Origin of the sequence: Streptomyces sp. NPDC127177 (assembly GCF_042672475.1) — a bacterium.
Classification (GTDB): Bacteria; Actinomycetota; Actinomycetes; order Streptomycetales; family Streptomycetaceae; genus Streptomyces.
In genome coordinates this window covers 1-25,378 of record NZ_JBHXUW010000034.1, presented here as the reverse complement: position 1 = coordinate 25,378, position 25,378 = coordinate 1, and the positions used below count along the sequence as shown (strand labels likewise).

Below are 25,378 nucleotides of genomic sequence, written 5' to 3'. Positions count from 1 at the left end.
TTAACATCACGTCAACACGGCAATGTTGCCGTGGGAGTACCTCCCGTGTCCTCAGGGCTACGGGGGAGTTACGGAGGTGTGCGACGTGTGGTCAGCCTTGGGACAACACGCCATAAAGCTGCGTATCTGCGGCATCCGCACCATGTGGGACACCGTCGGTGACGGCGAGTTCTTCTGCACCGGCTGCGGAGGTGACCGCAACTACCGCCGCCTCACCGGACGCCGGCGCTTCGCGGTCCTCGGTGTGCCGCTGCTGCCGCGCGGCACCGTGGGGCCGGTCGTCGAATGCGCCGCCTGCCACCACCACTTCGACACCGACGCGCTCGACCACCCCACCACCACCCGGTTCTCCTCGATGCTCAAGGACGCCGTCCACACCGTGGCGCTCGGCGTCCTCGCGGCCGGCGGCACCACCTCCCGCACGGTTCTGGAGACCGCGGTCGCCACCGTGCGCGGCGCCGGTTTCGACGACTGCACGCAGGAGCAGCTCGCCACCGTGGTCGAGGTCCTCTCCGTCGACATCGGTCACGGCTCGGCGTTCGGCCCCGCCGCCGAGGCCTGCGGCGCCGCCCTCGCCATCGAGCTCCACGAGGCGCTGGTGCCCCTCGCCCCGCACCTGGCCCCGGCCGGGCGTGAATCGATCCTCCTCCAGGCCGCCAGGATCGCGCTCGCCGACGGCCCGTACAGCCCGGCCGAACGCGAGGTGCTCACCACGGTCGGCGGCGCGCTCCAGCTCCGCGCCGAGGACACCGCCCGACTCCTCGCCGCAGCGGCGCGTACGCCCTCCTGAGCCCCTTCGGGACCTCACCCCGCACTCGGGGCGCTGCGGGCGCTCCCGGCCGCCGCTGAGGCCGTTTCCGGGGCTCATGGGCCGCCGGGTGTTCTGCCGGCCGCCCGCGTACCGGACAATGGAGCCATGAGCTTGTTCCGGGACGACGGCGTGGTGCTGCGCACGCAGAAGCTGGGCGAGGCCGACCGGATCATCACGATCCTGACCCGCGGCCACGGCCGGGTGCGGGCCGTCGCGCGCGGGGTGCGGCGCACGAAGTCGAAGTTCGGGGCCCGGCTGGAGCCGTTCTCCCATGTGGACGTGCAGTTCTTCGCCCGGGGCAGCGAGCTGATCGGCCGAGGACTGCCGCTCTGCACCCAGAGCGAGACGATCGCCCCGTACGGCGGCGGCATCGTCGCCGACTACGGGCGCTACACCGCGGGCACCGCGATGCTGGAGACCGCCGAACGCTTCACCGACCACGAGGGCGAGCCCGCGGTCCAGCAGTACCTGCTGCTGGTGGGCGGCCTGCGCACCCTGTCCCGCGGCGAACACGACCCCCACCTCATCCTCGACGCCTTCCTGCTGCGCTCCCTCGCCGTCAACGGCTACGCGCCCAGCTTCGACGACTGCGCCCGGTGCGGAATGCCCGGACCGAACCGGTTCTTCTCCGTCGCCGCCGGCGGCGTCATATGCGGCGACTGCCGGGTACCCGGCAGCGTCGTACCCTCGGCTGAGGCCGTCACCCTGCTGAGCGCCCTGCTCACCGGCGACTGGGAGACGGCGGACGCGTGCGAGGCGCGTCATGCCAGGGAGGGGAGCGGGCTGGTGTCCGCCTACCTGCACTGGCATCTGGAGCGCGGGCTGCGCTCGCTGCGGTACGTGGAAAAGTGACACAGGGAGACTGAGAAGCTCATGGCAGTACGCGGAATCCTCGGCGGCCGTAACCGGCGCGAGCACAAGGCCCCGGAGCCGCACCCCTCCGGTGCCACGCCCCCGAAGATCCCCGGTGAACTGGTGCCCAAGCACGTCGCCGTCGTGATGGACGGGAACGGCCGCTGGGCCAAGGAGCGCGGGCTGCCGCGTACCGAGGGCCACAAGGTCGGCGAGGGCGTCGTCATGGACGTGCTCAAGGGCTGTATCGAGATGGGCGTCAAGAACCTCTCGCTGTACGCCTTCTCCACGGAGAACTGGAAGCGGTCCCCGGACGAGGTGAAGTTCCTGATGAACTTCAACCGGGACGTCATCCGCCGCCGCCGCGACGAGATGGACGAGCTCGGCATCCGGATCCGCTGGGTCGGCCGCATGCCGAAGCTGTGGAAGTCCGTCGTCCAGGAGCTCCAGGTCGCCCAGGAGCAGACCAAGGACAACGACAAGATGACGCTGTACTTCTGCGTCAACTACGGCGGCCGGGCCGAGATCGCCGACGCCGCGCAGCGGATCGCACAGGACGTCGCGGCCGGGAAGCTCGACCCGTCGAAGGTGAACGAGAAGACCTTCGCGAAGTACACCTACTACCCGGACATGCCGGACGTCGACCTCTTCGTCCGCCCGAGCGGCGAGCAGCGCACGTCCAACTACCTGATCTGGCAGAGCGCGTACGCCGAGATGGTCTTCCAGGACGTGCTGTGGCCGGACTTCGACCGCCGCGACCTGTGGCGGGCCTGTCTGGAATTCGCCCAGCGCGACCGGCGCTTCGGCGGTGCGGTGGAGGCGGCGCAGAAGACGGAACCGACGGCCTGAGCCCGAGCCGCTGCCGGTACGATCACGGCTCTTCGGACTTGGGGGGGGGCTCATGAGTGAGCAGCAGGGGACCGGGCACGGTGGGGTCGAGCTGAGATACCGGCCCGAGCTGCGGGACTACTCGGCGGCACTACGGGCCCGCGGCCGGTTCAGCAAGGCGGGCCGGCGGCAGCGGACTCTGGCGGTGGCCGCGACGGGTTGTCTCGTCGCGGCCGTCTTCCTGGCTCTGGCGCGAGGCGCCGACGTGCCGGCGGTGCTGCCGCTGGGGCTGCTGGTCTGCTTCTCCCTGCTGTTCCTGAGTCCGTGGCTGGTGGCGCGCCAGGTGTTCCGGTTCGTGCGGCGGCAGGGCGAGTTCCGGGTGCGGGTCGACGAGGCCGGAGTCACCGTCGACACGGACAACTCCAGCACGGTCATCCGGTGGCGGGCGCAGCCGCGGTACGTGGAGACGGCGGATCTCTTCGTGATGCTCAGCGACGACAAGAACGCCACCGCTCTGACCGTGATAGCCAAGCGCGGCGTCCAGGACCGGTCCGACGTGGACCACCTGCGCGAGATCTTCGACCGTCATCTGACAAAGGGCTGACCGCCGGAGCCCGGCGCCTCCAGCCCTTCCGGGGAACGGGGAACGGGGGCCCGGGGCTGCGCCCCCGGGCTCACTCCTGGGCGCTCGCGCACTCCACGCAGGTGCCGAAGACCTCCACCGTGTGCGCCACGTTCACGAAGCCGTGCTGCGCGGCGATGGTCTCCGCCCACTGCTCCACCGCGGGCCCCTCGACCTCGACCGCCTTGCCGCACATCCGGCAGACCAGGTGGTGGTGGTGGTCGCCGGTCGAGCACCGGCGGTAGACGGACTCGCCGTCCGTGGTGCGCAGCACGTCGACCTCGCCCGCGTCCGCGAGGGACTGCAGGGTGCGGTAGACGGTGGTCAGCCCGACCGAGTCGCCGCGGTGCTTGAGGACGTCGTGCAGCTCCTGCGCGCTGCGGAACTCGTCCACCTCGTCGAGCGCCGCGGCCACCGCGGTCCGCTGCCGGGTCGAGCGGCCTCGCACCGGTGCCGCGTTCGTTCCACTGATCGGCGCCGTCGCCACAGGTGCCTCCTCGTGTCGCCCGTACGTTTGTCGGGCCATTGTGCCAGCCCGGCCCGGCCGCGGGGTCAGACGCGGACGTCGTCCGCCGGCCGGCGCGTTGCCGGTACCTCCAGGGTGCACCGCTCCGAGACCGATTCGCTCCTGCGCGCGCGGCTTCTGGCCAGGGGTGCGGCGAGCACGGTCAGTACGACGAAGACGCCGATGGCGAGCAGCACGATCGTCGCTCCGGGGGGTACGTCCTGGTAGTACGAGGTCACGGTGCCGGCCAGCGTAACGGCGACCCCGATGACGACCGAGAGGACGAAGGTCACCTTGAAGGAGCGGGTGATCTGTTGCGCGGCGGCGACCGGGACCACCATCAGGGCACTGACCAGCAGCAGCCCGACGACCCGCATCGCCACGGTGACGGTGACCGCGGCGGTGACCGCGACCAGCAGGTTCAGCACCCGCACCGGCAGACCGGTGACCCGGGCGAACTCCTCGTCCTGACTGACCGCGAAGAGCTGCCTGCGCAGGCCCACCGTCACCAGCAGCACGAACGCCGCCAGCAGACCGATCGCGGTGATGTCCTCGGAGGAGACCGTGGACAGCGAGCCGAAGAGGTACGAGGTGAGGTTGGCGTTGGAGCCGGTGTCGGAGAGGTTGATCAGCAGGACACCGCCCGCCATGCCGCCGTAGAACAGCATCGCCAGGGCGATGTCGCCGCGGGTGCGGCCGTACCAGCGGATCAGCTCCATGACGACCGCGCCCACGACGGCGACGGCGGTGGCCATCCAGACGGGGCTGGTGGAGAGCAGGAAGCCGAGGCCGACGCCGGTCATCGCGATATGACCGATGCCGTCGCCCATCAGGGCCTGCCGGCGCTGCACCAGGTAGATGCCGACGGCGGGGGCGATGACGCCGACGAGCACGGCGGCGATCAGCGCCCGCTGCATGAAGGGAGGGGTGAGGAAGTCCATGATCAGCTCAGCAGTCCCGTCCGGACGGGCTCGGAAGCCGCGTGGGGGTGTACGTGGTCGTGGCCGGGCAGTGCGTGCTGCCCGACCGCCTTCGGGGGCGGCCCGTCGTGCATCACGCAGCCGTCGCGCAGCACGACCGCGCGGTCGATCAGCGGCTCCAGCGGGCCGAGCTCGTGCAGGACGAGCAGCACGGTGGTGCCGGCGGCGACCTGTTCGCGCAGGGTCGCGGCGAGGATCTCCTGGCTGGCCAGGTCGACGCCGGCCATCGGCTCGTCCATGATCAGCAGATCGGGCTCGGCGGCGAGCGCGCGGGCGATCAGCACGCGCTGGTGCTGGCCGCCGGAGAGGGCGTTCACGGAGTCCTTGGCGCGGTCGGCGAGGCCGACGAGTTCGATCGCCCGGTCGACGGCGGCGCGGTCGGCCCGGCGGGGCAGGCCCAGCTTGGTGCGGGAGAGCCGTCCGGAGGAGACGACCTCGCGGATCGTGGCCGGCACGCCGCCGGCCGCCGTGGTGCGCTGCGGTACGTAGCCCACCCGGGCCCAGTCGCGGAACCGGCGCAGCGGGGTGCCGAAGAGCTCGACGGTGCCGCCGGTGAGCGGGACCTGGCCGATGGCGGAGCGCACGGCTGTCGACTTGCCGGAACCGTTGGCACCGAGGAGCGCGACGACCTCGCCGCGGTGCACGGTCAGGTCGACGCCGCGCAGGACGGGGCGTGCTCCGAGTGTGGCCGTGGCGTCGCGCAGGACGATCACGGGTTCGGGGATGGAGCTCGCGGGCTCGGGCATGAGCGCCTCCGGTGCTGCTGCGGGGTTCGGGGTGGTCCGGTCGGCGGGGCCGGCCGGACCGGGCTGGGCGGTCTCGTCGCTCACTTCTCGCCGAGTGCCTTCTGCAACGCGACGAGGTTGGACTTCATGACCTCGATGTAGTCATCGCCCTTGGACTTGTCGGTAATTCCCTCCAGCGGGTCCAGGACGTCGGTCCGCAGGCCGGTGTCCCGGGCGACGGTCTTCGCCGTCTTGTCGCTGGCGAGCGTCTCGAAGAAGACGGTGGTGACCTTCTTCTGCTTCGCGATGGAGTGCAGGGCGCTGATCCGGGCGGGGCTGGGCTCGGCCTCGGGGTCGATCCCGGCGATGCCCTCCTGGGTGAGGCCGTAGCGCTCGGCCAGGTACCCGAAGGCGGAGTGGGTGGTGATGAACGTCTTGGTGGAGGTCGACTTCAGCCCCTTCGCGTACGCGGTGTCGAGCGCGCCGAGCTCGTTGACCAGGGCGTCGGTGTTCTTGCGGTAGTCCGCGGCGTGGTCCGGGTCGGTCTTCTCCAGGGACTTGCCGACCCCCTTGGCGACCTCGGCGTACTTCACCGGGTCCAGCCAGATGTGCGGGTCGGCGCCGGCCTCCTCGCCCTCGTGTTCGTGGGCGTGCTCCTCGCCGCCGGCTTCGGTGCCGTGGTCCTCCAGCGTGGTCAGCTTCGCCGCGTCCACGGTGTTCTTCGACTCGGAGAGCTTGATCGCGTCGTCGACGGCGGGCTGGATGCCGTCGAGGTAGACGATCAGGTCGGCGTCGCTGAGGCTGCCGATCTGGCGCGGGCTGAGCTCCAGGTCGTGCGGCTCCACGCCCGGCTTGGTGAGGCTGGAGACGGAGACGTGGCTGCCGCCTATTCGCTCGGCGAGGAACTGCATCGGGTAGAACGAGGCCACCACGTTCAGCTTGTCACCGCCCTTGTGATCGGCGGCGTCGGATGTCGAGCAGGCGGAGAGCGCGGTGAGGCCGAGGACGACTGCTCCGGCGACGGCGGCGGTGGGTATGAGGCGACGTTCGTTCATGACAGTCATTTTCAACAAAAGTGGAAACGATTGTCAACAAGGCTGATGAGATGCCTCCGGAAGTGACTGTCCCGATACCGATTTGATCGAAGGGGCGTGCCCGCCGGTAATCTGAGGCATCCGCGCACCCGTCTCCCGACCACCACCCCCGTCGAGGCGCTTCGCGCAGGCCCTGTCCAATTTCGTCGTCGTAATGAAGAGAGCACCGTGGCCGCCGACAAGATCGACTCCATCGTCAGCCTGAGCAAGCGCCGTGGCTTCGTTTTCCCCTCCAGTGAGATCTACGGCGGCCAGCGCGCCGCCTGGGACTACGGGCCGCTGGGCGTTGAGCTCAAGGAGAACCTCAAGCGTCAGTGGTGGCGCTACATGGTCACCTCGCGCGAGGACGTGGTCGGACTCGACTCGTCGGTCATCCTGGCCCCCGAGGTGTGGGTGGCCTCGGGCCACGTCGCCACGTTCTCCGACCCGCTGACCGAGTGCACCTCCTGCCACAAGCGCTACCGCGCGGACCACCTGGAGGAGGCGTACGAGGAGAAGCACGGCAAGCCGCCGGTCAACGGCCTCGCCGACCTCAACTGCCCCAACTGCGGCAACAAGGGCACCTTCACCGAGCCCAAGGAGTTCTCGGGCCTGCTCTCCACGCACCTCGGCCCGACCCAGGACTCCGGTTCGGTCGCCTATCTGCGCCCCGAGACCGCCCAGGGCATCTTCACCAACTTCGCCCAGGTGCAGACGGCTTCGCGCAAGAAGCCGCCGTTCGGCATCGCTCAGATGGGCAAGTCCTTCCGGAACGAGATCACTCCGGGCAACTTCATCTTCCGCACCCGCGAGTTCGAGCAGATGGAGATGGAGTTCTTCGTCAAGCCGGGCGAGGACGAGCAGTGGCAGGAGTACTGGATGGAGCAGCGCTGGAACTGGTACACCGGTCTCGGCCTGCGCGAGGAGAACATGCGGTGGTTCGAGCACCCGGCGGAGAAGCTCTCCCACTACTCCAAGCGCACCGCTGACATCGAGTACCGCTTCCGCTTCGGCGGCAGCGAGTGGGGCGAGCTGGAGGGTGTCGCCAACCGTACGGACTACGACCTGAAGGCCCACTCCAAGGCCTCGGGCACCGACCTGTCCTTCTTCGACCAGGAGGCCGGCGAGCGCTGGACCCCCTACGTCATCGAGCCGGCGGCCGGTGTCGGCCGCTCGGTGCTGGCCTTCCTGCTCGACGCCTACATCGAGGACGAGGCGCCCAACGCGAAGGGCGTCATGGAGAAGCGCACCGTGATGCGCCTCGACCCGCGCCTGGCGCCGGTGAAGGTCGCGGTCCTGCCGCTGTCCCGCAACCCGCAGCTCTCGCCGAAGGCCAAGGGCCTCGCGGCCGACCTGCGGCAGAACTGGAACATCGAGTTCGACGACGCGGGCGCCATCGGCCGCCGCTACCGCCGCCAGGACGAGATCGGCACGCCGTTCTGCGTCACGGTCGACTTCGACACCCTCGACGACAACGCGGTGACGGTGCGCGAGCGCGACACCATGAAGCAGGAGCGCGTCTCCCTGGACCAGATCCAGGCGTACCTCGGCTCCCGGCTGCTCGGCTGCTGACGCCTCGCATCCACTGCACGAAGCCCCCGGTTCCCCGAACGGAACCGGGGGCTTCGTGCACACTGGGCACAATCGTCCACAGGAGGCTCGGATGCCGTCCATGACCACGAGCAAGGTCAGCAGATGGGACCAGCACGGCCGTGAACACATAGTCCACGTAAGGAAGTCGGGGGTGCAGCGGCAGTTGAGCTGCGACACCTGCGACTGGCGCAAGGGGGTGCAGTTCCTGCCCTGGCTGAAGGCCGAGGAACACCTCGCCGAGGCCCACCAGGCGACGGTCGACCCGACCACCTCGTAGCCCCGCCGGGCCCGTGTCCATGGTTTCCCCGGCCGGTCCCGCAGCCTTCGCCGGGTCCGCCGTCAGGCCCGCAGGCCGCGCAGCAGCAGGTCCGAGACGGCGGTGAACTCGGCCGCGATGGCGGGTTTCTGCCACTCGGCGGCATACGCCGGGTCGTGGAAGCGTGCCGTCGCGTCGAAGACGGCCTGGGCGGCCGCCGCCGGGTCGGCCGCGGCGAACTGGCCGTCCGCCACGCCCTCCTCGATCATCTTCCGCAGCTGGCCCACCAGTTCGCGGATGTGCTCCTCGACCACGGTGCTCTCACCCATCAGCACCTCGTAGGTGGCGAACAGCTCCGGATCGTCACCCGCCTTGTGTCGTTTGGCCTCGAACAGTGCCTCCAGCCACTGCCGCAGTTTCGCCGGGGCTGGCTGGGCCGAGGCGTGCAGGATCTCGGTGAGCGCCAGCTCCGTGCGGGTCAGCCAGCGGCCGGTCACCGCCTCGCGCAGGGCGGCCTTCGTGCGGAAGTGGCGGTACACGCTGCCGTGGCTGACGCCGAGTGCGCGGGCCACGTCCACCACAGTCGCCTTGGCGGGGCCGTAGCGGCGCAGCACCTCCTCGGTGGCTTCGAGGATGCGCTCGGGGGTCAGCGGGTCGGGCGGCGGCGTCATCGGCGGGTGTGCTGCCTTTCGGGGCGTCGTGCGGTGTCGCGCGGCTACGGGCGGTTTGTCGCACGGCTGCGGGCGGTCCGGGACCGGCGCCGGAAGGGTCTCGCGTGCGGCTTGCCGACGGTGTCGCCGCGCCGGACCCTGCTGACCGTACCCGGGCGTCAGCGCTCGCTGTCCAGGTGGGCCATCTGGCTGTCGGGGTAGCGGGCGCCCGCCGCCGCTCCGGCCGGGACGGCCTCCTCGATCGCGGCGAGATCGGCCGCTCCCAGCTCCACGTCCAGGGAGCCGAGGGCCTCGGTCAGCCGGTCGCGCCTGCGGGCGCCGACCAGCGGCACGATGTCCTCGCCCCGGGCGAGGACCCAGGCGATGGCGATCTGCGCGACCGTGACGCCCTTCTGCTCGGCGGTCTTGCGGAGCGCGTCCACCAGGTCGAGGTTGTGCTGGAGGTTCTCGTCCTGGAAGCGGGGGCTCATGGTCCGGAAGTCCCCGGCGCTCAGCTCGCGCTCGCGGGTGAAGTGCCCGCTGATCAGCCCGCGGGAGAGCACGCCGTACGCGGTCACACCGATGCCGAGCTCGCGGCAGACCGGCAGGATCTCCGCCTCGATGGACCGGGAGATCAGCGAGTACTCGATCTGCAGATCGGAGATCGGGGCGACGGACGCCGCCCGCCGGATCGTCTCCGCGCCGACTTCCGAGAGGCCGATGTGGCGCACGTGTCCGGCCTCGACCAGCTCTGCGATGGCGCCGACGGTCTCCTCGACCGGGACGTCGGGGTCGAGCCGCGCGATCCGGTAGACGTCGATGTGGTCGAGGCCGAGCCGCTGGAGCGAGTAGGCCGCGAAGTTCTTCACCGCCGCCGGGCGGCCGTCGTAGCCGGTGAAGCCGCCCTCGACGGTCCGCAGCGCACCGAACTTCACGCTCGTCAGGGCCTGTTCCCGTGCGGTGGCGGGGGCGGTGCGCAAAGCCTCGTTGATCAGGAGCTCGTTGTGGCCCATGCCGTAGAAGTCGCCGGTGTCCAGCAGGGTGATGCCCGCGTCGAGCGCGGCATGGATGGTGGCCACCGACTCGGCGCGGTCGGTCTCGCCGTACAGCGCGGACATACCCATGCAGCCGAGGCCGAGCGCGGATACCTGCGGGCCGGTGGAGCCGAGGGTGCGGGTGCGGAGGACGTTCATGGGGACTCCCGGGTGGACGGCGTGGCCGAGCCGCGGCGCGGTATGCCGCGACTCGTGGTTCGACCATGACATGCGGGATGACAGATTTCAATATCTGTCAGTCCATGTTCCCTCGGGAGGGTGAGTCCACCGGCCGAAAACTCGGTGCTGGGGCAGACCGGGGCGCGGTACCGTTCCGGCATGTCTTCGTTCTTCCAGATCTACGAGTGAGAGCGCGGCGGGTCGACCACCCGCCGCCCGCCCGGATCGATCCAGGGTCGTCTCGGACCCTCACTTTCACCACGAATGGGAGAACCCCGTGGCCAAGAGCCGTAACAACCTCCTCGGCGTCGGTGGACAGCGCAAGAAGCTGTCCCGAGCCGAACAGCAGGGCGCAGGTCCCGAGCGCAACGCCGACCGGAAGACGGCCGCCGAGCAGAAGCAGGAGCTGCTGCGCAAGATGCGGGAGCGTGCCGGTCACCCCGCGCAGCCGGACGACGCGGCAGCCGGGCAGGACGCCGCGGAGCAGGACGCCCCGGCGCAGAGCTGACGCTCCGGTGCCGAGTTGACGCTCCGGTGCCGAGCTGACGCCCCCCGCGGATCGCAGATCGCGGATCGCGCCACTCGTACGACCGTGGGCCCGGAACACCTCAGGTGTCCCGGGCCCACGGCAGTGACGGAGCCGCGCTCACGACACCGTGCGCGGCAGCCGCAGGCTCAGCAGTGTCGTCAGGGCCACCGCGGCCAGCTGGACCAGCAGCGTCACGACCAGCGCGTCCCGCATCCCCGAGCCCGGGGCCAGCGAGAGGAACAGCGAGCCGAGCGTCGCCACGCCCAGTGCCAGCGCCGCCTGCTGGGTCGTCGTCATGACCCCGCCGCCCACACCGGCCCGCTCCGGCGGCACGTCGGAGAGCACGATGCGGAACAGGACGGGCAGTTGGAGGCCCTGGCCGAGACCGGCGATCGCCATTCCCGGCAGCAGCCCGAGCAGCCCCAGTCCGGACCACTCGCGCCACACCGTGAGCGCCAGCACCACCACGCCGAGCGCCTGGATGATCCCGCCGGCCGTCACGACCCGGCTGCCGTACCGCCGCACCAGCCTCGGACCCGCCAGCGACGCCGCGAAGAAGGCCGCCGCCATCGGGGCCATCGACAGGCCGGACGCCGCCGGGCCCAGCTTCAGGCCCTGCTGGAGGGCCACCGCGATGACGAACATGAAGCCGCCGAAGCCGACCGAGAACGGCAGTACCAGCGAAAGCCCGCGCCGCAGCGAGTCGAGCCGCAGCAGGCTCGGCGGGACCAGCGGGATGCGGCCGCCGCGGTCGGCCCGCCGCTCCACCCGGTAGAAGGCGACCGCGGCGAACGGGAACAGGGCCAGCGAGACCCAGGTCCACAGCGGCCACCCCGCCGCCCGCCCCTCGGTCAGCGGGGCCAGCAGCGTGACCAGTGACGCGGCCAGCAGCAGCGTGCCCGGTACGTCGACGGGCGCGGGCCGCTCCGAGCGCGTCTCCGGCACGGAGCGGGCCGCCAGTACCAGCCCCACCGCCGCCACCGGAACGTTGACCAGGAACACCGACCGCCAGCCCGCGCTCTCGCCGAACACCGACGACAGCGGCGCGGCGGCGACCAGCACCCCGCCCAGGATCTGGCCCGCGACCATGGAGAGCCCGGCCGTGGCCCCGTACAGGCTCATCGCCCTGGCCCGACGGTGGCCCGAGGTGGCCGCCTGGATGGTGGCGAGCACCTGCGGCAGCATCAGCGCCGCCGCGGCGCCCTGGGCCACCCGCGCCCCGACCAGCGTCCAGGCGTCCGGAGCGAGACCGCAGGCCAGCGAGGTGACCCCGAAGGCGGCGATGCCCAGCAGGAAGAGCCGGCGCCGGCCGGCCATGTCGCCGAGCCGGCCGCCGAGTACGAGCAGGACGGCGTAGGCCAGCCCGTAACCCGCGACGACCAGTTCCAGCAGCGCGGGGCCCGCGGCCAGATCGTGGTCGATGGTGGGCAGGGCGACGTTCACGATGAAGAAGTCGATCAGAGGGAGGGCCGCACCCAGCAGCACGGTGAACAGCCCCAGCGCGCCGAGGACCGGCGTGGGGTGTTCGTGCCGCACCACGGGCGCGGCGGTGGTGGCAGACGTCTTCGGCCGAACATTCGGCCGTACAGAGGATTCACTCACGGCAACGACGATCGCTCTTCTCGAAGCCTGGTACCAGAGTGTCTTTATCCTGGTACAAAGAGCACCCGGCACGGTGCCGGGACGTCCAGCACGCTGGAGGAATGACGACGATGGCGACCGCAGCCCGGACGGGCCACGCAGCCCCGGCGGATCCCGTGACGCCGGCGGTCACGGAGGCTCCCGAGCTCCCCGAGACAGAGATCCGGCGGCACGAGCTCGCGGACTTCCTGCGCAGTCGCCGGGAGCGGATCACCCCCGAGCAGGTGGGCCTGGTCAGGGGCCGCCGCAGGCGCACGCCGGGGCTGCGCCGCGAGGAGGTGGCCCAACTCTCCGCCGTCGGCGTCACCTGGTACACCTGGCTCGAACAGTCCCGTGACATCCAGGTCTCGCCCCAGGTCCTCGACGCCCTCGCCCGCGCACTGCTCCTCGACCGCAGCGAGCGCAGCCACCTCTTCTCCCTCGCGGGCGCCGTCGACCCGGCTCCCGGCACGGAGTGCCCGAGCATCACCCCGGCGCTGCGCGCGATGCTGCGTCAGCTGGAGCCGATCCCCGCCTGCGTCCAGAACAGCCGGTACGACGTCCTCGCCCACAACCGCACCTACGGCCGGCTGCTCTGCGACCTGGACGCCGTGGCGCCCGAGGACCGCAACATCATGCTGCTGGCCTACACGAACGAGCAGTGGCGCTCCACCGTCATGGACATCGCCGAGGTGACCCGCTTCCTGACGGCCAAATTCCGTGCCGCGATGGCCGAGCACCTCGCCGAGCCCTCGTGGAAGGCCCTGCTCAAGCGGTTGGAAGCGGTGTCGGAGTTCAGGGAGACCTGGGCGCGGCACGAGGTCGTCACCTCCGGCGGCCGGTCCAAGGTATTCCGGAACGCGTACGTGGGGCTGCTGCGGGTGGAGACGTCGGATCTGTGGCTGGGCCCGTCGGCCGGGCCGCGGCTGGTCACCTATGTCCCGCGCGACGAGGAGACGCACGAGCGGCTCCAGCGCCTTCAGGACCTGGTGCTCGCCGACGAGGACTGACCGCCGGCCGTGCGGTGGGCAGCCCCCGCGGCCGAGGAGCCTCCCGTCGCCGGAGTGCCGCCCGCCGCACCCTCCAGCCGTTCCGCCGTCCGCCGTGCGGTGCCGCGTGCCCAATGTCCGCTGCTCAGCGCGCCGACCAGCAGGACGCACACGCCGCAGCCGGTGATGATCCACCAGGCCGGCCTGCTCGCCGCCACGAAGTCACCGGCCGCGCCGCTGCCGTAGGAGGAGCCGGCGCCGGTCATCCCCGCCGCCAGGACCGCTCCGATCACGGCGACGCCCAGCGTCTGCCCGATCTGGCGGCTGGTCGACGCGACGGCCGCGGCCACGCCCGCCTGGGAGCGGGGCATGCCGGAGACGGCGGTGTTGGTGATGGGCGCGTTCACCGCGCCGAAGCCCAGACCGAAGAGCACGTAGCCGGTGAACAGCAGCACGTTGTCGGTCTCCGCGTCGAACACCGCGAACATGAGCCCGCTCGCCGCCATCGCGATCCCCGCGACCAGGAGCGGGATGCGCGGTCCCCGGCTGGCCACGAGCCGGCCCGACAGCGGCGGCAGCACGCAGACGACCGCCGCCATCGGGAGCATGTACAGACCGGCGCCCAGTGCGCTCAGGCCCCGTACGTCCTGCAGGTAGAGGGTGTTGACGAAGAGGAAGCCGCCGAGCGCGGCGAACGCGCTGACCGCGATGACGGTCGCCCCGCTGAACGGGACGCTGTGGAAGAACCGCAGGTCGATCAGTGGATCGGTGCGCCGGGGCTCGTACACCAGCAGGCCGGCCAGGGAGGCGGCCGCGAGTGCGGCGAAGAGGAGGATCTCGGCGGAGGTCCAGCCCTTCTGCGGCGCCTCGATGATCGCGTACGTCAGCGAGCCCAGCAGAGTGATCACCAGCAGCTGGCCCACCGGGTCGGGGCGGCGGGCCTTGGGGGCGCGTGACTCGGGGACGTACCGCCAGGTCAGCAGCAGGGCGGCGATGCCGACCGGCAGATTGATCCAGAAGATCGACCGCCAGCCGACCGAGTCGACCAGACCGCCGCCGACCAGCGGTCCCGCGGCCATCGAGATGCCGACGACCCCGCCCCAGGCGCCGATGGCCCGTGCGCGTTCGCGCGGGTCGGTGAAGGTGTTGGTGATGATCGACATGGCGACCGGGTTGAGCATGGAGCCGCCGACGGCCTGCACCATCCGGAACACGATCAGCGTCTCCAGGCTGGGCGCGACCGAGCAGAGCGCCGATCCCAGCGTGAAGAGGACGAGTCCGGCCATGAAGACCTTGCGGCGGCCGATCCGGTCGGCGGTGGAACCCGCGAGCATCAGCAGGGAGGCGAGGACGAGCGTGTACGCGTCGATCGTCCACTGCATCCCCGCGACGCTCGCGTGCAGGTCCTGGCGCATGGAGGGCAGGGCGACGTTGAGGACGGTGCTGTCAAGGCTGACGATCAGCAGGCTCATGCAGCAGATCGCCAGCACCAGCATCCGTCGCCGGTGGCTGAGCTCGGGCATACATGGATAGTACGGCTAACTAACGACTGCTGCCGACAGTACCGCCGGAGTCGGAGGACAGTACCGCCGGGGCCGGGGGCCCGGCCTCCGGAACGGGGATCCTGACGGACGCCGGGAGCACTTCCCCGCGTACGCGACAATGGGGGAATGACCACGCTCGCCCCCGCGCCCCAGCTGCTCCGCATCGGCCCGCACACCGTGCAGCCGCCGGTGGTCCTCGCCCCCATGGCCGGCATCACCAACGCGCCCTTCCGCACGCTGTGCCGGGAGTTCTCGGGCGGCAAGGGGCTGTTCGTCAGCGAGATGATCACCACGCGGGCGCTGGTCGAGCGCAACGAGAAGACCATGCAGCTCATCCGCTTCGACGCGAGCGAGACACCGCGCTCCATCCAGCTGTACGGGGTGGACCCGGTCACGGTCGGCAAGGCCGTCCGCATGATCGTCGACGAGAACCTCGCCGACCACATCGACCTGAACTTCGGCTGCCCGGTACCCAAGGTCACCCGCAAGGGCGGCGGCTCGGCGCTCCCGTACAAGCGGCCGCTGCTGCGCGCGATCCTCCAGCAGGCCGTCTCCAACGCGGGCGATCTGCCGGTCACCATCAAGATGCGCAAGGGCATCGACGACGACCACCTCACCTACCTGGACGCCGGCCGCATCGCCGTGGAGGAGGGCGTCACGGCTGTCGCCCTGCACGGCAGGACCGCCGCCCAGCACTACGGCGGCACGGCCGACTGGGAGGCCATCGCCCGTCTCAAGGAGCACGTCCCGGAGATCCCCGTGCTCGGCAACGGCGACATCTGGTGCGCGGACGACGCCCTGCGGATGATGCGCGAGACCGGCTGCGACGGCGTGGTCGTGGGCCGCGGCTGCCTGGGCCGGCCCTGGCTCTTCGGTGACCTGGTGAGCGCCTTCGAGGGGACGGAGATCCGGCAGACTCCCTCCCTGCGCACCGTCGCGGACGTCATGCTGCGCCACGCGACGCTGCTGGGGGAGTGGATCGGCGACGAGAGCCGGGGCGTGATCGACTTCCGCAAGCACGTGGCCTGGTACCTGAAGGGCTTCGCGGTCGGATCCGAGATGCGCAGGAACCTCGCGGTCACCTCCTCGCTGGAGGAGCTGGGCTCGCAACTGCACGAGCTGCGGCTGGACCAGCCGTGGCCGGACGGCGCCGACGGCCCCCGTGGACGGACCTCGGGCAACAACCGGGTGGTGCTCCCGGACGGCTGGCTGAAGGACCCGTACGACTGCGCGGGCATCTCCGCCGACGCGGAGCTGGACACCTCGGGCGGCTGACGCGGTACCGGCGAACGGGCTCAGCCCCCGACGCCCGGGCCCGGCCGCCGCTCCAGCGGGGCCGCCGCCGCGGAGTTCATCACGTTGAAGACCATGCTCCCCGCCCGGTAGCGGTCGTCGGTCCACTCGATGGCCCGGCCCGCGGCGGTGTACGTCAGATGCCGCTGCCGCAGCAGCGGGCTGGCCCGGCGCACCCGCAGCAGCCTGGCGTCCTCGCTGCCCGCCGCGACCGCGTCGATCAGATGCTCGCCGTAGTGGGCGACGACGTCCGCACGCTCGGCGATGCTGTTCATGATCGAGACGCAGTCCTCCGGCAACGCCAGGACGGCCGGGGCCACCCAGCCCGCGTACACGGTCCGTTCGACCATCACCGGCTCCCCGTCGAGCCGTCGCAGCCGCAGCACGTACAGCACCTCGTCGCCCGGCTCCGCGTCCAGCCGTTCGGCCTCCTCGGCGGTCGCCGTCCGCATCGCGCGGGTCAGGATGCGGCTGGAGACCTCGCACCCCATCGCCTCCGCCCACTGCGCGAAGCTGTTGAGCTGCTGGAAGCTCTGGCGGCGCTCGCTGCGCAGGACGACCCGGCGTGCCCCCTGCCGGGAGCCGATCAGCCCCTCGGAGGCCAGTAGTGCAACCGCCTGGCGGACGGTGCCGCGCGACGCCGACCAGCGGGTGGCGAGATCGCTCTCCGACGGCAGCCGGGATCCGAGCGGATAGGTCCCGCTGCGGATGGCGTGCCGCAGCGACTCCGCGATCTCCCGATAGCGTGAATGGCTCACGCGCCCCCCTCGGCCTGCCGGTCCGCGACTGGAACTCCACGGATCATGGGCTGTGTACAGGTCCGCTCGTCGATGACGGTCCTGCCGCTCACTCTAACGCTGCCGCAGAGCGTTCCGATGCGCGGTCGTTACCTGGAACAGCCCCTGGATGGTGGGCGTTCCTCTTCCTCGCCTCTTGCCGCACCGGACATCGGACGTTAACTTCCCGGACACCCGGGCCGGGCGAACTGATGCCAGCTTGTATGAACAAGTGGCACTCACTTCGCTTTCAGGAGACCCACCGTGCGCAGACACCGTCCCCGCCCCCGCACCCGCGCCAACGGCCGTACGGTGGCCGCCATCGCCCTCGGTGCGGCAGCCCTGACCGCGCTCACCGCCTGTGGTGCCGCACCCGAGGAGAAGGCCGGGACCGGGGCGAAGGGCGTGAAGTCGACCGAGGCCACCTCGGTCGCGGACTTCGGCGGGCTGGACAAGCTGGTCGCCGCCGCCGAGAAGGAGGGCGAGCTCAACGTGATCGCGCTCCCGCCGGACTGGGCGAACTACGGCGAGCTGATCAAGGCCTTCCAGGCCAAGTACAAGGTCAGGATCAAGAGCGAGAACCCCGACGGCGCCAGCGCCGACGAGATAGCCGCCGTCAAGTCCCGCAAGGGACAGAAGCGCGCCCCCGACGTCCTCGACCTCGGCATCGCCTTCGCCCGCAGCGGCGCGGCCGAGAACCTCTTCGCCCCGTACAAGGTCGCAGCCTGGGACAAGATCCCCGACAGCCAGAAGGACGCGGACGGCCGCTGGTTCAACGACTACGGCGGCTACGTCTCCATCGGCTGCGACGCCGCCCGGATCAAGAACTGCCCCGAGACCTTCGCCGACCTGCTGAAGCCCGAGTACAAGGGCAAGGTCGCCCTCAACGGCAACCCCACCAAGTCGGGCTCCGCGTTCGGCGGCGTGTACGCGGCGTCCCTGGCCAACAAGGGCTCGTTCGGCGACATCCAGCCCGGCATCGACTTCTTCGGCAAGCTCAAGAAGAGCGGCAACTTCATCCCCGTCGAATCCACCCCGGCGACCGTCGAGAAGGGCGAGACGCCGATCAGCATCGACTGGGACTACCTGAACGCCGGGTACGCCGACCAGTTCAAGGGCAAGGGCGTCGACTGGAAGGTCTCCGTGCCCTCCGACGGCGTGTACGCCCAGTTCTACTCGCAGGCCGTCAACAAGGAGGCCCCGCACCCGGCGGCCGCCCGTCTGTGGATGGAGTACCTGTACAGCGCCGAGGGCCAGAACCTCTGGCTCAAGGGGTACGCCCGCCCCGTCCTGCTGCCCGCCATGACCGAGGACGGCACCGCCGACAAGACCTTCGTCAGCAAGCTCCCCGCGGTCGAGGGCACCCCGGCCTTCCCGAGCTCCGACGAGCTCGACAAGGCCAACGCCACGCTCTCCGGGAACTGGGACAAGGCCGTCTCCTGATGACCGCCGCCCACCCGTCCGCTCCGGGCCCGGGGGCGGACGTCCCGGAAGCCGGCGGCCGCACCCGCCGGCGCCGTCCGCCCCGCGCCTGGCTCGGCGCGCTCCCGCTGCTCGTCTTCGCCGGCCTCTGCTTCGGACTGCCCGCCGGCGCCCTGCTGTACGGGGCGTTCACCCGATCCGACCCGGTCGCCGGCACCACCGAGATCACCGGCGAGAACCTGCGCTCCTCGCTCCAGGGGCCCTACCTCACCTCGCTCACCGGCAGCGTCGAGCTGTCCGCGCTGACCGCCGCCCTCGCCACCGTGTTCGGCGTGCTGATCGCCCAGGCCGTCGTCACCTCCCGGCGCGGCACGCTGCGCGGGGCCGTGCTCACGGCCTCCGGTGTGCTCGCCAACTTCGGCGGGATCCCGTTGGCCTTCGCCTTCGTCGCCACCCTCGGCATCTCCGGCGTGGTCACCGAGCTCGGGCATCTGGACACCCTCGGCTGGAACCTCTACTCCTTCACCGGACTGACCGTCATCTACCTCTACTTCCTGATCCCGCTCATGGTGCTCGTCGTCGTCCCGGCGCTGGACGGGCTGCGCCCCCAGTGGCGCGAGGCCGCCCGCAACACCGGTGCCACCACCTGGCAGTTCTGGCGCCGCGTCGGACTGCCGGTGCTTGCGCCCGCCCTGCTCGGCGGGTTCGTCCTGCTCTTCGGCAGCGCCTTCGCCGCGCACGCCACGGCCGCGGCCCTGGTCGGCGGCTCCGTACCGCTGGTCACCCTGAAGATCGCCGACGCGCTCTCCGGGAACGTCCTGGTCGGCCAGGAGAACGTGGCACTGGCGCTGAGCCTCGACATGATCGTGATCGCCGGACTGGTGATGGCGGTCTATCTGCCCCTCCAGCGACGGAGCTCCCGATGGCTGCACTGACCGCTCCCGCCTCCGACACGGCCCCCGCCCCCGCCACGGCGAAGGCGGCCGGCCGCAGGCCGCGCTACTGGCGCGGGGCCGTCCTGGTCGCCGCCGGGCTGTACTTCGTCACCCCGCTGCTCTCCTCGTTCGTCTTCACGGTCCATGTGCCGGGCCGCGGAATCACCTTCGAGGCGTACCAGGGAATCCTGTCGGCCGACGGGTTCACCGACAGCCTGGTCCTCTCGCTCTCCCTCGCCGCCGCCACGATCGCCCTCGCCCTGCTGCTCGTCGTCCCCGCGCTCGTCGCGGTGCGGCTCGGGCCGCCCCGGCTGCGGGCCGTCGTCGAGGTCGTCTGCATGCTGCCGCTGGTGGTGCCGCCGATCGCCCTGGTCACGGGCATCACCACCGTGCTGCGCTGGGGACCCGACCACCTCTCGCGCACCCCGCTCTACCAGACGTTCCTCGCCGTGCAGAACGAGTCGTTCCCGGTGGTGCTGGTGCTCGCCTACACCGTGCTCGCGCTGCCGTTCGTCCACCGCTCGCTGGACGCCGGGCTGCGCGCAGTCGATGTGCCCACGCTGGTGGAGGCGGCCCGCAACTGCGGGGCGGGCCGGGTGCAGGTGATCCTGCGCGTCGTCCTGCCCAACCTGCGCTCCTCGCTCGCCGGGGCCTCCTTCCTCACCCTGGCGCTGGTGCTCGGCGAGTACACCATCGCCTCGCTGCTGGGTTTCCGGCCCTTCGCGGTGTGGATCGTCACCGTCTCCGGCGCCGAGGCCCGGATGTCGGTCGCCGTCTCGCTGCTCTCCCTGCTCATCACCTGGGCTCTGCTGCTCGTCCTCTCGCGCGCCGGAACCGGGCCCGCCACCTCCGTACCGGCCGCCGCCCCGGCCGCCGGTACCGCCCCCGCCACCGTCTCGGCACCCGTACCCGTACCCGTACCTGTACCCGGCAAGGAGTAGCCACCCATGTCAGCCCTGCCCACCGCCACCGCCGGACACCCCGAGCCGGTCAGGACCGATGCGCCGGAAGGACGGGCCGCCACCGGAGCCCGGGTGGAATTCCGCTCCCTGCGCCGGGCGTTCGGCCACACCGTGGCCCTCGACGGGCTCGATCTCACCGCCGAACCCGGCGAGCTCCTCGCCCTGCTCGGCCCCTCCGGCTGCGGCAAGACCACCGCGCTGCGGGTACTCGCCGGGTTCGAGCAGCCCGACTCCGGCGAGGTCCTGGTCGACGGCGAGGACATCACCCCCGTCCCCGCCAACCGGCGCGACGCCGGAATGGTCTTCCAGTCCTACAGCCTCTTCCCGCACCTCGACGCCCGCGACAACGTGGCCTTCGGCCCCCGGATGCGGGGCGTCTCCACCGCGGAACGGCACGCCACCGCCACCGAACTCCTCGAACTCGTCGGGCTGCCCGCTCACGGCAACCGCTTCCCGCACCAGATGTCCGGCGGCCAGCAGCAGCGCGTCGCCCTGGCCCGGGCGCTCGCCCTGCGCCCCCGGGTGCTGCTGCTCGACGAACCGCTCTCGGCACTCGATGCCAAGGTCCGGCTCACGCTGCGCGAGGAGATCCGCCGCCTTCAGCTGTCGCTCGGCATCACCACCATCTTCGTCACCCACGACCAGGAGGAGGCCCTCTCCATGGCCGACCGGGTAGCCGTCCTCAACGCGGGCCGCCTAGAGCAGTACGCGCCCCCGGCCGAGCTGTACGAACGCCCCGCCACCCCGTTCGTCGCCGAGTTCGTCGGCACCATGAACCGGCTGCCCGGCCGGCTGACCGGCGACGGTTCTGTGGCGGTCGCGGGGACCACGCTCCCCGTCGACGGCGAGGTCCCGGCGGGCAGGGGAGCGGCTGACGTCCTGATCAGGCCCGAGAACATCGGTGCCGCTGCCGACCCGGACGGCACGGCCACGGTCGTCTCCGCCTCCTTCCTCGGCTCGGTCACCCGGGTCCTGCTCGACCTGCCGGACGGTGTCGCGGTCAAGGCCGACCTCCCCTCGCGGGACGCCACCGAGCTGACCCCGGGGGTACGGGCGCGGGTGAACCCGGTCCGGCGCCCGGTGCTCGTCGTGCCCGTACGGGAGAGGACGGCGCCCGAAACCGGCGCCTCCGACAGCCGGGCGAAGGTGTGAAGGCCCCCGCCGCCGTCCTCTTCGACATGGACGGCACCCTGGTCGACACCGAGGTGCTGTGGTGGGAGACGGCCCGGGAGGTCGCCGCCGGACTCGGCCACCGGCTGACCGACGCCGACGCGCCGGAGGTCGTCGGCCGGGCCGTCGCGGACACCGCCGCTCATCTGATCGCGGTCACCGGCGGATCCGACGCACCGGCCCGGACCGCCGCACTCGACCGGACCGCGGCGGAGCTGACCGGCTCCTTCTTCCGAAAGGTCGATGCGGGCGCGCCGCTGCGCCCGGGGGCTGCCGCGCTGCTGGCCGCGCTGGACGCGGCCGGAGTGCCGTTCGCCCTGGTCAGTGCCTCACCGAGGAGTGTGGTCGACGCTGTGGTGGCGGGGTCGCTGGCCGGGGTGGACTTCGCCTTCACGCTGTCGGCCGACGACACCGTACGGACCAAGCCCCATCCGGATCCGTACCGGGCGGCGGCCGGCCGGTTCTCCGCCGCGCCCTCGGCCTGTGTCGCGGTGGAGGACTCCCCGGACGGCACGGCCTCCGCCGACGCGGCGGGGTGCGCGGTGCTGGTGGTCCCGTCGCTGCTGCCCGTGGCTCCCGGACAGGGGCGGACGTTCGTCCGTAGCCTGGAGGACGTGGACCTCGGAGTGCTGAGCGACTGCCTGAGGCGTCCGAATCGTGAAATTCGGGGTCCGGAATCAGCGTGATTCGCGCCACCCTTGATCGGGGGTGCGCTCAAACGAGCGTATTGCCGATGGCTGCACTTCTGGAAGACCTGGCACTCAGTGCCACGTGGCAGCCTTCGGGAAGTGTACTCAGATGCGATGAGGTCCGCTCAGGTGAGTGTCGATCGCCAAGAAATAACCATGCCGTCTTCAAGAGCTGAACGAAGAGTCTCGGCTCGATCGCCGAAGAGATTCTTTGGATCTGCTGGCGGACAGGTGGTTGCGGTCGCATGACGGCCAAGTGGACGTACCCAGACACCTTCGATCTGGGTATGTTCCTCGCCGTCAGGGCAGCCACCGCGTCCTCGAGGAGTCGAGACCCGTGTCGGAAAACAAAGATCCCCATGTATCCACCCCGAACTCCCGGGAGCCTGCGGGGCAGAAGTTCGTTTATGACTTCACCGAGGGCAACAAGGATCTGAAGGACCTGCTCGGCGGGAAGGGTGCCAACCTCGCCGAGATGACCAACCTCGGGCTCCCCGTCCCTCCGGGCTTCACCATCACCACCGAGGCGTGCAAGGTCTACCTGGACAGCGGTGACGAGCCGGCCGCGCTCCGCGACGAGGTGAGTGCGCACCTCGACGCCCTGGAGACGCGGATGGCCAAGAAGCTCGGCCAGGCCGACGACCCGCTGCTGGTCTCCGTCCGCTCCGGCGCCAAGTTCTCGATGCCCGGCATGATGGACACGGTCCTCAACATCGGCCTCTCCGACGCCTCCGTCGTCGGTCTCGCCACCCAGGCCGGCGACGAGCGGTTCGCCTGGGACTCCTACCGCCGCCTCATCCAGATGTTCGGCAAGACCGTCCTCGGGGTCGACGGCGAACTCTTCGAGGAGGCGCTCGAGGCCGCGAAGGAGGCCAAGGGCGTCACCGTGGACGTGGATCTCGACGCGGCCGACCTGAAGAAACTGGTCAAGCACTTCAAGAAGATCGTCACGCGGGACGCCGGACGTGACTTCCCGCAGGACCCGCGCGAGCAGATGGACCTGGCCATAAAGGCCGTCTTCGACTCGTGGAACACCGACCGGGCCAAGCTCTACCGCCGGCAGGAGCGCATCCCGGGCGACCTCGGCACGGCGGTCAACGTCTGCTCCATGGTCTTCGGCAACCTCGGCCCCGACTCCGGCACGGGAGTCGCGTTCACCCGCGACCCGGCCAGCGGCCACCAGGGCGTCTACGGCGACTACCTGCAGAACGCGCAGGGCGAGGACGTCGTCGCCGGTATCCGCAACACCGTGGCGCTCGCCGAGCTGGAGTCCATCGACAAGAAGTCGTACGACGAGCTGATCGCGATCATGGAGACGCTGGAGACCCACTACAAGGATCTCTGCGACATCGAGTTCACCATCGAGCGCGGCCGGCTCTGGATGCTGCAGACCCGGGTCGGCAAGCGCACCGCCGGTGCCGCCTTCCGGATCGCCACCCAGCTCGTCGACCAGGGCCTCATCGACGAGGCCGAGGCGCTCCAGCGGGTCAACGGCGCACAGCTGGCGCAGCTGATGTTCCCGCGCTTCGACGACGACGCGAAGACCGAACTGCTGGGCCGCGGCATCGCGGCGTCCCCGGGCGCGGCGGTCGGCAAGGCCGTGTTCGACTCGTACACCGCCATCAAGTGGTCGCGTTCGGGCGAGAAGGTCATCCTGATCCGCCGCGAGACCAACCCGGACGACCTGGACGGCATGATCGCCGCCGAGGGAATCCTGACCTCGCGCGGTGGCAAGACCTCGCACGCCGCCGTCGTCGCCCGGGGCATGGGCAAGACCTGCGTCTGCGGTGCCGAGGAGATCGAGGTCGACACGAAGCGGCGCCGGCTCACGGCCGGCGGGACCGTCGTCGAGGAGGGGGACCTCGTCTCCGTCGACGGTTCGACCGGCAAGGTGTACCTCGGCGAGGTGCCCGTCGTGCCGTCGCCGGTCGTCGAGTACTTCGAGGGCCGGATGCACGCCGGAGCCGACGACGCCGACGAACTGGTCGCCGCCGTGCACCGGATCATGGCGTACGCGGACCGGGTGCGCCGGCTGCGGGTGCGGGCCAACGCGGACAACGCCGAGGACGCCCTGCGGGCCCGTCGCTTCGGCGCCCAGGGCATCGGGCTGTGCCGCACCGAGCACATGTTCCTCGGCGAGCGCCGCGAGATGGTCGAGAAACTGATCCTGGCCGACACCGACCAGGAGCGCGAGACGGCGCTGGAGGGCCTGCTGCCGCTCCAGAAGGCCGACTTCATCGAGCTGTTCGAGGCGATGGACGGACTGCCCGTCACCGTGCGGCTGCTCGACCCGCCGCTGCACGAGTTCCTGCCCGACATCACCGAGCTGTCGGTCCGGGTGGCGCTCGCGGAGTCCCGCAAGGACGCCAACGAGAACGACCTCCGGCTGCTCCAGGCCGTGCACAAGCTGCACGAGCAGAACCCGATGCTCGGTCTGCGCGGGGTCCGGCTCGGCCTGGTCATCCCCGGTCTGTTCGCCATGCAGGTACGGGCGATCGCCGAGGCCGCCGCCGAGCGCAAGAACGCCAAGGGCGATCCGCGCGCCGAGATCATGATCCCGCTCGTCGGCACGGTCCAGGAGCTGGAGATCGTCCGCGAGGAGGCGGACCGGGTCATCGCCGAGGTCCAGACCGCCACCGGCACCGACCTCAAGCTGAAGATCGGCACGATGATCGAGCTGCCGCGCGCCGCGCTGACCGCCGCTCAGATCGCCGAGGCCGCCGAGTTCTTCTCCTTCGGCACCAACGACCTGACCCAGACGGTGTGGGGCTTCTCCCGTGACGACGTGGAGGCCTCGTTCTTCACCGCGTACCTGGAGAAGGGCATCTTCGGGGTGTCGCCGTTCGAGACGATCGACAAGGACGGCGTCGGTTCGCTGGTACGCAGCGCCGTGGAGGCCGGCCGGGCCACCCGTCCCGACCTGAAGCTCGGCATCTGCGGCGAGCACGGCGGCGACCCGGAGTCGGTGCACTTCTTCCACGAGGTGGGCCTCGACTACGTCTCCTGTTCACCGTTCCGCATTCCGGTGGCGCGCCTCGAGGCGGGCCGGGCGGCCGCGGTGTCGCGCGGGAGCGACAGCCGCTGAGGCACCTGAACCACTGATTCCGCAGGGGGCGCCGGTCGGGGCGACCCTCACCGGACGGCGTCCGGCGCGGAATTCCCTGAGGCGGCGGCACCCTGTGCGGGGGTGCCGCCGCCTCCCCATCTCCGCCGGCCCGGGGCCGGGCGGGCCGGGAGCGAGCGCTTTCCCCGATTCCGGGCGCTCCATTGCTTCGTTTAATGCGCAAAGAGATATGCCGGAACGGACCGGGGTGCGGTCCATGGATCCCCATCCATGGAC

24 protein-coding genes are annotated in these 25,378 nt (G+C 70.9%); 15 read left to right on the top strand and 9 right to left on the bottom strand.

Translation table 11 applies throughout. The features are described from left to right. The first annotated feature begins 85 nt into the window (after positions 1 to 85). The 4 genes from ACFVJX_RS21435 to ACFVJX_RS21420 all read left to right on the top strand — a co-directional run bounded on the left by ACFVJX_RS21435 (position 86) and on the right by ACFVJX_RS21420 (position 3,095). Positions 86 to 790: a TerB family tellurite resistance protein gene (locus tag ACFVJX_RS21435; RefSeq protein ID WP_384128533.1), complete on the top strand. Its 705-nt coding sequence runs from the start codon at positions 86 to 88 to the stop codon at positions 788 to 790. A gap of 126 nt (positions 791 to 916) precedes the next feature. Then, the gene (gene recO, locus ACFVJX_RS21430) at positions 917 to 1,663 is read left to right on the top strand and encodes a DNA repair protein RecO (protein ID WP_384128535.1); all 747 of its coding nucleotides are present in this window, start codon (positions 917 to 919) and stop codon (positions 1,661 to 1,663) included. A 21-nt stretch (positions 1,664 to 1,684) separates the two neighbouring features. Continuing rightward, positions 1,685 to 2,512 (top strand): isoprenyl transferase, encoded by an 828-nt coding sequence (locus ACFVJX_RS21425; RefSeq protein WP_384128537.1) that lies wholly within the window; start codon positions 1,685 to 1,687, stop codon positions 2,510 to 2,512. 52 nt (positions 2,513 to 2,564) lie between these two features. Next, positions 2,565 to 3,095, top strand: coding sequence for a YcxB family protein (locus tag ACFVJX_RS21420; protein WP_384128539.1), 531 nt, complete (start codon positions 2,565 to 2,567; stop codon positions 3,093 to 3,095). 70 nt (positions 3,096 to 3,165) lie between these two features. Here ACFVJX_RS21420 and ACFVJX_RS21415 read toward each other — a convergent pair whose 3' ends face one another. From ACFVJX_RS21415 to ACFVJX_RS21400, 4 genes are all read right to left on the bottom strand, one after another. Continuing rightward, a complete protein-coding gene (locus ACFVJX_RS21415; protein WP_384128541.1) occupies positions 3,166 to 3,600 on the bottom strand; it encodes a Fur family transcriptional regulator in 435 nt (144 codons plus the stop codon). 65 nt (positions 3,601 to 3,665) lie between these two features. Further along, the gene (locus ACFVJX_RS21410; protein WP_384128543.1) at positions 3,666 to 4,559 is read right to left on the bottom strand and encodes a metal ABC transporter permease; all 894 of its coding nucleotides are present in this window, start codon (positions 4,557 to 4,559) and stop codon (positions 3,666 to 3,668) included. A 2-nt stretch (positions 4,560 to 4,561) separates the two neighbouring features. Continuing rightward, positions 4,562 to 5,344, bottom strand: a complete 783-nt coding sequence (locus ACFVJX_RS21405; RefSeq protein WP_384128579.1) for a metal ABC transporter ATP-binding protein — start codon at positions 5,342 to 5,344, stop codon at positions 4,562 to 4,564. 80 nt (positions 5,345 to 5,424) lie between these two features. Then, positions 5,425 to 6,378 carry a metal ABC transporter substrate-binding protein gene (locus ACFVJX_RS21400; RefSeq protein WP_384128545.1) on the bottom strand — a complete coding sequence of 318 codons (954 nt, stop codon included), beginning with the start codon at positions 6,376 to 6,378 and terminating at the stop codon, positions 5,425 to 5,427. A 207-nt stretch (positions 6,379 to 6,585) separates the two neighbouring features. On the opposite strand from ACFVJX_RS21400, the gene ACFVJX_RS21395 reads away from it, so the two are divergent. Both ACFVJX_RS21395 and ACFVJX_RS21390 read left to right on the top strand, forming a co-directional pair. Then, complete coding sequence (locus ACFVJX_RS21395; RefSeq protein WP_384128547.1) at positions 6,586 to 7,968, top strand: glycine--tRNA ligase; 1,383 nt, start codon at positions 6,586 to 6,588, stop codon at positions 7,966 to 7,968. Between the two features lie 91 nt (positions 7,969 to 8,059). Continuing rightward, positions 8,060 to 8,266, top strand: coding sequence for a hypothetical protein (locus ACFVJX_RS21390; protein WP_384128549.1), 207 nt, complete (start codon positions 8,060 to 8,062; stop codon positions 8,264 to 8,266). 62 nt (positions 8,267 to 8,328) lie between these two features. Here ACFVJX_RS21390 and ACFVJX_RS21385 read toward each other — a convergent pair whose 3' ends face one another. Both ACFVJX_RS21385 and ACFVJX_RS21380 read right to left on the bottom strand, forming a co-directional pair. Further along, complete coding sequence (locus ACFVJX_RS21385) at positions 8,329 to 8,916, bottom strand: TetR family transcriptional regulator (protein ID WP_384128551.1); 588 nt, start codon at positions 8,914 to 8,916, stop codon at positions 8,329 to 8,331. A gap of 158 nt (positions 8,917 to 9,074) precedes the next feature. Further along, entirely contained in the window at positions 9,075 to 10,088 is a 1,014-nt protein-coding gene (locus tag ACFVJX_RS21380) for an aldo/keto reductase (protein WP_384128553.1), read from the bottom strand. 298 nt (positions 10,089 to 10,386) lie between these two features. On the opposite strand from ACFVJX_RS21380, the gene ACFVJX_RS21375 reads away from it, so the two are divergent. Then, positions 10,387 to 10,617 (top strand): DUF6243 family protein, encoded by a 231-nt coding sequence (locus ACFVJX_RS21375; RefSeq protein WP_384128555.1) that lies wholly within the window; start codon positions 10,387 to 10,389, stop codon positions 10,615 to 10,617. A 138-nt stretch (positions 10,618 to 10,755) separates the two neighbouring features. On the opposite strand, the gene ACFVJX_RS21370 is transcribed toward ACFVJX_RS21375, so the two are convergent. Continuing rightward, the gene (locus tag ACFVJX_RS21370; RefSeq protein WP_384128581.1) at positions 10,756 to 12,177 is read right to left on the bottom strand and encodes an MFS transporter; all 1,422 of its coding nucleotides are present in this window, start codon (positions 12,175 to 12,177) and stop codon (positions 10,756 to 10,758) included. 164 nt (positions 12,178 to 12,341) lie between these two features. Here ACFVJX_RS21370 and ACFVJX_RS21365 point away from each other — a divergent pair, with 164 nt between their 5' ends. Further along, positions 12,342 to 13,268 carry a helix-turn-helix domain-containing protein gene (locus ACFVJX_RS21365; RefSeq protein WP_384128557.1) on the top strand — a complete coding sequence of 309 codons (927 nt, stop codon included), beginning with the start codon at positions 12,342 to 12,344 and terminating at the stop codon, positions 13,266 to 13,268. Here ACFVJX_RS21365 and ACFVJX_RS21360 read toward each other — a convergent pair. Further along, positions 13,238 to 14,770, bottom strand: a complete 1,533-nt coding sequence (locus ACFVJX_RS21360; RefSeq protein ID WP_384128559.1) for an MFS transporter — start codon at positions 14,768 to 14,770, stop codon at positions 13,238 to 13,240. The two genes, ACFVJX_RS21365 and ACFVJX_RS21360, sit on opposite strands and share 31 nt — an antisense overlap. A 147-nt stretch (positions 14,771 to 14,917) precedes the next feature. Here ACFVJX_RS21360 and dusB point away from each other — a divergent pair, with 147 nt between their 5' ends. Beyond that, the gene (gene dusB / locus ACFVJX_RS21355; RefSeq protein ID WP_384128561.1) at positions 14,918 to 16,066 is read left to right on the top strand and encodes a tRNA dihydrouridine synthase DusB; all 1,149 of its coding nucleotides are present in this window, start codon (positions 14,918 to 14,920) and stop codon (positions 16,064 to 16,066) included. A 20-nt stretch (positions 16,067 to 16,086) separates the two neighbouring features. Here the strand turns inward: dusB and ACFVJX_RS21350 are convergent, their stop codons facing one another. After that, positions 16,087 to 16,842, bottom strand: coding sequence for a GntR family transcriptional regulator (locus ACFVJX_RS21350; RefSeq protein ID WP_384128564.1), 756 nt, complete (start codon positions 16,840 to 16,842; stop codon positions 16,087 to 16,089). A 282-nt stretch (positions 16,843 to 17,124) separates the two neighbouring features. On the opposite strand from ACFVJX_RS21350, the gene ACFVJX_RS21345 reads away from it, so the two are divergent. From ACFVJX_RS21345 to ppdK, 6 genes are all read left to right on the top strand, one after another. Beyond that, positions 17,125 to 18,303, top strand: coding sequence for an ABC transporter substrate-binding protein (locus ACFVJX_RS21345; protein WP_384128565.1), 1,179 nt, complete (start codon positions 17,125 to 17,127; stop codon positions 18,301 to 18,303). Continuing rightward, on the top strand, positions 18,303 to 19,217 hold the full coding sequence (locus tag ACFVJX_RS21340) for an ABC transporter permease (protein ID WP_384128567.1): 915 nt from the start codon (positions 18,303 to 18,305) through the stop codon (positions 19,215 to 19,217). Before ACFVJX_RS21345 ends, ACFVJX_RS21340 begins: the two co-directional genes overlap by 1 nt. Beyond that, a complete protein-coding gene (locus ACFVJX_RS21335; RefSeq protein ID WP_384128569.1) occupies positions 19,205 to 20,158 on the top strand; it encodes an ABC transporter permease in 954 nt (317 codons plus the stop codon). Before ACFVJX_RS21340 ends, ACFVJX_RS21335 begins: the two co-directional genes overlap by 13 nt. Before the next feature lie 6 nt (positions 20,159 to 20,164). Then, on the top strand, positions 20,165 to 21,331 hold the full coding sequence (locus tag ACFVJX_RS21330; protein WP_384128571.1) for an ABC transporter ATP-binding protein: 1,167 nt from the start codon (positions 20,165 to 20,167) through the stop codon (positions 21,329 to 21,331). Next, positions 21,328 to 22,035: an HAD family hydrolase gene (locus ACFVJX_RS21325; RefSeq protein WP_384128573.1), complete on the top strand. Its 708-nt coding sequence runs from the start codon at positions 21,328 to 21,330 to the stop codon at positions 22,033 to 22,035. Before ACFVJX_RS21330 ends, ACFVJX_RS21325 begins: the two co-directional genes overlap by 4 nt. Before the next feature lie 340 nt (positions 22,036 to 22,375). Beyond that, the gene (ppdK, locus tag ACFVJX_RS21320) at positions 22,376 to 25,123 is read left to right on the top strand and encodes a pyruvate, phosphate dikinase (RefSeq protein ID WP_384128575.1); all 2,748 of its coding nucleotides are present in this window, start codon (positions 22,376 to 22,378) and stop codon (positions 25,121 to 25,123) included. Positions 25,124 to 25,378: the final 255 nt, after the last annotated feature.

Bases quoted from the DNA above. Each gene is read 5' to 3' on its own strand.
- recO (WP_384128535.1), top strand. From the start codon at position 917: ATGAGCTTGTTCCGGGACGACGGCGTGGTGCTGCGCACGCAGAAGCTG.
- ACFVJX_RS21335 (WP_384128569.1), top strand. From the start codon at position 19,205: ATGGCTGCACTGACCGCTCCCGCCTCCGACACGGCCCCCGCCCCCGCC.
- ACFVJX_RS21425 (WP_384128537.1), top strand. From the start codon at position 1,685: ATGGCAGTACGCGGAATCCTCGGCGGCCGTAACCGGCGCGAGCACAAG.
- ACFVJX_RS21360 (WP_384128559.1), bottom strand. From the start codon at position 14,770: ATGCCCGAGCTCAGCCACCGGCGACGGATGCTGGTGCTGGCGATCTGC.
- ACFVJX_RS21365 (WP_384128557.1), top strand. From the start codon at position 12,342: ATGACGACGATGGCGACCGCAGCCCGGACGGGCCACGCAGCCCCGGCG.
- ACFVJX_RS21390 (WP_384128549.1), top strand. From the start codon at position 8,060: ATGCCGTCCATGACCACGAGCAAGGTCAGCAGATGGGACCAGCACGGC.
- ACFVJX_RS21340 (WP_384128567.1), top strand. From the start codon at position 18,303: ATGACCGCCGCCCACCCGTCCGCTCCGGGCCCGGGGGCGGACGTCCCG.
- ACFVJX_RS21400 (WP_384128545.1), bottom strand. From the start codon at position 6,378: ATGAACGAACGTCGCCTCATACCCACCGCCGCCGTCGCCGGAGCAGTC.
- ACFVJX_RS21385 (WP_384128551.1), bottom strand. From the start codon at position 8,916: ATGACGCCGCCGCCCGACCCGCTGACCCCCGAGCGCATCCTCGAAGCC.
- ACFVJX_RS21380 (WP_384128553.1), bottom strand. From the start codon at position 10,088: ATGAACGTCCTCCGCACCCGCACCCTCGGCTCCACCGGCCCGCAGGTA.
- ACFVJX_RS21410 (WP_384128543.1), bottom strand. From the start codon at position 4,559: ATGGACTTCCTCACCCCTCCCTTCATGCAGCGGGCGCTGATCGCCGCC.
- ACFVJX_RS21330 (WP_384128571.1), top strand. From the start codon at position 20,165: ATGTCAGCCCTGCCCACCGCCACCGCCGGACACCCCGAGCCGGTCAGG.
- ACFVJX_RS21405 (WP_384128579.1), bottom strand. From the start codon at position 5,344: ATGCCCGAGCCCGCGAGCTCCATCCCCGAACCCGTGATCGTCCTGCGC.
- dusB (WP_384128561.1), top strand. From the start codon at position 14,918: ATGACCACGCTCGCCCCCGCGCCCCAGCTGCTCCGCATCGGCCCGCAC.
- ACFVJX_RS21420 (WP_384128539.1), top strand. From the start codon at position 2,565: ATGAGTGAGCAGCAGGGGACCGGGCACGGTGGGGTCGAGCTGAGATAC.